4 protein-coding genes and 1 pseudogene are annotated in these 3,250 nt (G+C 48.7%); 4 read left to right on the plus strand and 1 reads right to left on the minus strand.

Translation table 11 applies throughout. The features are described 5' to 3' along the window. Nucleotides 1-484: pseudogene (locus Q0369_RS03320) on the minus strand (preprotein translocase subunit SecA); the annotation flags it as partial. Between the two features lie 122 nt (nucleotides 485-606). Here Q0369_RS03320 and lolA point away from each other — a divergent pair. From lolA to hemC, 4 genes are all read left to right on the plus strand, one after another. Beyond that, nucleotides 607-1,119 carry a LolA-like outer membrane lipoprotein chaperone gene (lolA, locus tag Q0369_RS03325; RefSeq protein WP_298095963.1) on the plus strand — a complete coding sequence of 171 codons (513 nt, stop codon included), beginning with the start codon at nucleotides 607-609 and terminating at the stop codon, nucleotides 1,117-1,119. Nucleotides 1,120-1,125: 6 nt separating this feature from the next. Beyond that, a complete protein-coding gene (locus Q0369_RS03330) occupies nucleotides 1,126-1,686 on the plus strand; it encodes a low molecular weight protein-tyrosine-phosphatase (protein ID WP_298095966.1) in 561 nt (186 codons plus the stop codon). Nucleotides 1,687-1,751: 65 nt separating this feature from the next. Further along, entirely contained in the window at nucleotides 1,752-2,204 is a 453-nt protein-coding gene (locus Q0369_RS03335) for an FxsA family protein (RefSeq protein ID WP_298095969.1), read from the plus strand. Further along, nucleotides 2,201-3,130, plus strand: coding sequence for a hydroxymethylbilane synthase (gene hemC, locus Q0369_RS03340; protein ID WP_298095972.1), 930 nt, complete (start codon nucleotides 2,201-2,203; stop codon nucleotides 3,128-3,130). The genes Q0369_RS03335 and hemC overlap by 4 nt, the downstream gene beginning before the upstream one ends. The last annotated feature ends 120 nt before the right edge of the window (nucleotides 3,131-3,250 follow it).

The following is a 3,250-nucleotide window of genomic DNA, read 5'->3' on the forward strand; positions in this document are numbered from 1 at the left end:
CGCCGCCTACGATCACACCGGTACTAAGCCCTAAAAATTCATATAGCTCGCCCATCTGCTCGGCGTCGCGCTTGGCCAGGTAGTCGTTTACGGTCACGACGTGCACACCCTTGCCCTCCATCGCATTTAACACCACCGCCAAAGTCGCTACGAGGGTCTTTCCTTCGCCCGTTTTCATCTCTGCGATCGCGCCGTCGTTTAGCACCAAGCCGCCTATTAGCTGAACATCGAAGTGGCGCATATTTAGCACCCTTTTACCGACCTCGCGCACGATGGCAAACACCTCGTTAAGCACATCGTCCGTGCTCTTTTCTCCGGCTCTTACCTGCGCTCTTAACGCTTCAAATTCCGCTTTTAGCGCCGCATCGTCCATCGACGCGTAGTTTTCCTCGAGCGCACTGATCTGCGCTGCGCGCTTGGCGTACTGCTTGACGATCCTATCGTTTTTAGTGCCGAAAATACCGTGAATGACTTTTTTAAACATTACCGAACCTTACTTTTAAAATTTTTAACCGTGCATATTAACATATTTTTAGTTTTTATTTAATTAAATCCTAGAAAAACGGCTATAATACGCGCAAATTTCCAAAAATAAAGGTCAAATTTATGAAAAAAACTCTTATTTCTTTAGCGGCGAGCTGCGTTTTTGCGTTTGCGGGCGGGATAGAATTCGATACGCTGAGCGCAAATTTTTCGCAAACCGTGCAGAGCGACGACGCGAAAATCAGCTACGGCGGCGATTTTAGCGCTACAAAAGAGAACGCCGTGTGGCATTACAAGACCCCTACGATAAAAAATATCTTTTTTAGCTTCACAAAGGTCGTCGTAATCGAGCCCGAACTCGAGCAAGCTATCATTACGAATATCAAAGAAACGCCAAATTTAACCGCGATCCTAGCGAACGCAAAGCCCAATAAAAAGGGCGTTTATGAGGCGAGCTTCGACGACGTGAAATATCTCATCGAGCTAAAAGGTGATCTGCCGAGCAAAATCAGCTACACCGACAAAATGGACAATAAAGTCGTCATTAATCTAAGCAACGTCCGCAAAAACGCGCCGGTAAACGAGGCGATCTTTAAGCCCTCGATCCCCAAAAACTACGACATCATCACGCAGTAGGCGCGCGTGAGGCTACTTTTCGTCTGTCACGGCAACATCTGCCGCTCGCCGATGGCGCAGTCCGTGATGCAAAATTTCATTAATCAAAGCAGCCTAGATGCGCGCGTGAGCGTAGATTCTGCGGCGACGCACACCGACGAGATCGGCTCGCCGCCCTACTACGAAACGCAGCGCGTGCTAAAAGAGCAAAAGGTGCCGCTCGTAGCGCATCGCGCCGTGCAGGTCACGCCCGCGGACTACGAGCGCTACGATCTAATCCTTTGCATGGATGATGAGAATATGCGCTCGCTGGGGCGAATTTTTCGCGGCAAGGATATGGCTAAGGTAAAATTTCTTTTGGAATTTGCAGGGGGAAATTTTACAAGCTGCGATGCGCTAAATTTCAAAGACCCGGCGAAACAAACCGGCTTAAATTTAAAAGGCGCCGGTTCAAATTTAACCGCCTCCGAATGCCTACAAATCGCCGATCCTTACTACACGCGCGATTTTGAGCGCTGCTACGCAGATATCAAGCGCGGCTGCGAGGGGCTCTTGCGATACATTAAAAATTCAGACGGAATTTGCTAAAATCCGCGATTAAATTTTAGCGTCTTTAAAGAGGCGCGATTTAAAGCGATAATTCAAGGAAAAATATGTTTAGGCTTTTGATCGTTCCATATCTGATAATTGAGGCATTTACGACCTATTATTTCGTAAGCGCAAACGGATTTGCGGCGTATGCGGTGGAGATCGTCATAAGCGCGATTTTAGGCGGATACGTCGTAGCAAACCGCTCGTGGATGGGCTTTTTTAATCTAATGAAAATCTCGCCGAAAGAAATTTTAAGCGGCGTGGGCTTCGTCGTAGGCGGCGTTTTTCTCATTGCACCGGGCATTTTCGGCGATATTTTAGGCGTTTGCATAATCACTGCGTCGTTTTACTGCGTCACCAGCGACGTGCCTAAATTTAACACTAGCAGCGAAAATTCCGAAAAAAGAGAGCGAAAATTTTGGCGACGCAGCCGCGCAAGCGACGATGTAATCGACGTTGAGGTGATCGAAGAGAACGAAATCGAGATTCGAAAAAGCATAGGAGAGGAAAAATGAAAAATTTGATCATCGCTACGCGCGGCAGCGTGCTTGCACTATGGCAGAGCAAACATATCGCATCGCTGCTTGAAGCACATGGCATCCAAGCGCAGCTAAAAAGTATGAAAACCAAAGGCGATAAAATTTTAGACACGCCGCTTGCAAAGATCGGCGGCAAGGGGCTTTTTACGAAGGAGCTTGAGGAGAGTATGCTTCGCGGCGAAGCACATATCGCCGTGCATAGCCTAAAGGATGTGCCCGTGGAGTTTCCGCAAGGACTCGTACTGGCTGCGATCTGCGCGCGCGAAGATGTGCGCGATGCGATGATTAGCGAAAAATACTCTAAATTTGACGAGCTACCCCACGGCGCAAAAGTCGGCACCACGAGCCTTCGCCGCAAGATGCAGCTGCTTAGCATGCGAACTGATTTAGAGATAATCTCCTTGCGCGGTAACGTCCAAACTCGCTTGAGAAAGCTCAAAGACGGGGAATTCGACGCGATCATCTTAGCGATGGCGGGCATCAACCGATTAAATTTACGCGCCGAGGTAAAGCACGTAGCGCCCTTTGAAATCTCGCAGATGATCCCTGCGATGGGGCAAGGAGCGCTCGGCATCGAGGCGGTGGACGAGCCGCAAATCCTGCGCGCGATAGAGTTTTTAAAAGATGGGCACGCGATTATCGAAACGACCGTAGAGCGGGATTTCGTTAGGGTTTTGGAGGGCGGCTGCCAGGTGCCGATCGGCATCAACGCGCGCCTTGACGGCGAAAATATCCACATCAGCGCGATAGTGGGCCTGCCAGACGGCAGCGAGAGCATCCGCCAAAGCATCGTCGCGCAAAAAAGTAAGTGGCAAAGCGTAGGCGCGGAGCTTGCGCGCGGCTTTATCGAAAAGGGCGCAAAGCAGCTTCTTGCGCGCGCTGAAGCGATGGCGAGCCTATAAAAGGTGAAATTTACGGAGTTTTAAAATTTGCAAAATTTTAAAATTTCTAGAATTTATGGACTTTTTAAATTTATAAAATTTCAAAAGGCTAAATTTTGAGCTTATTCAGATTTTTTAAAA

Source organism: uncultured Campylobacter sp., assembly GCF_938030685.1.
Taxonomy (GTDB): domain Bacteria; phylum Campylobacterota; class Campylobacteria; order Campylobacterales; family Campylobacteraceae; genus Campylobacter_B.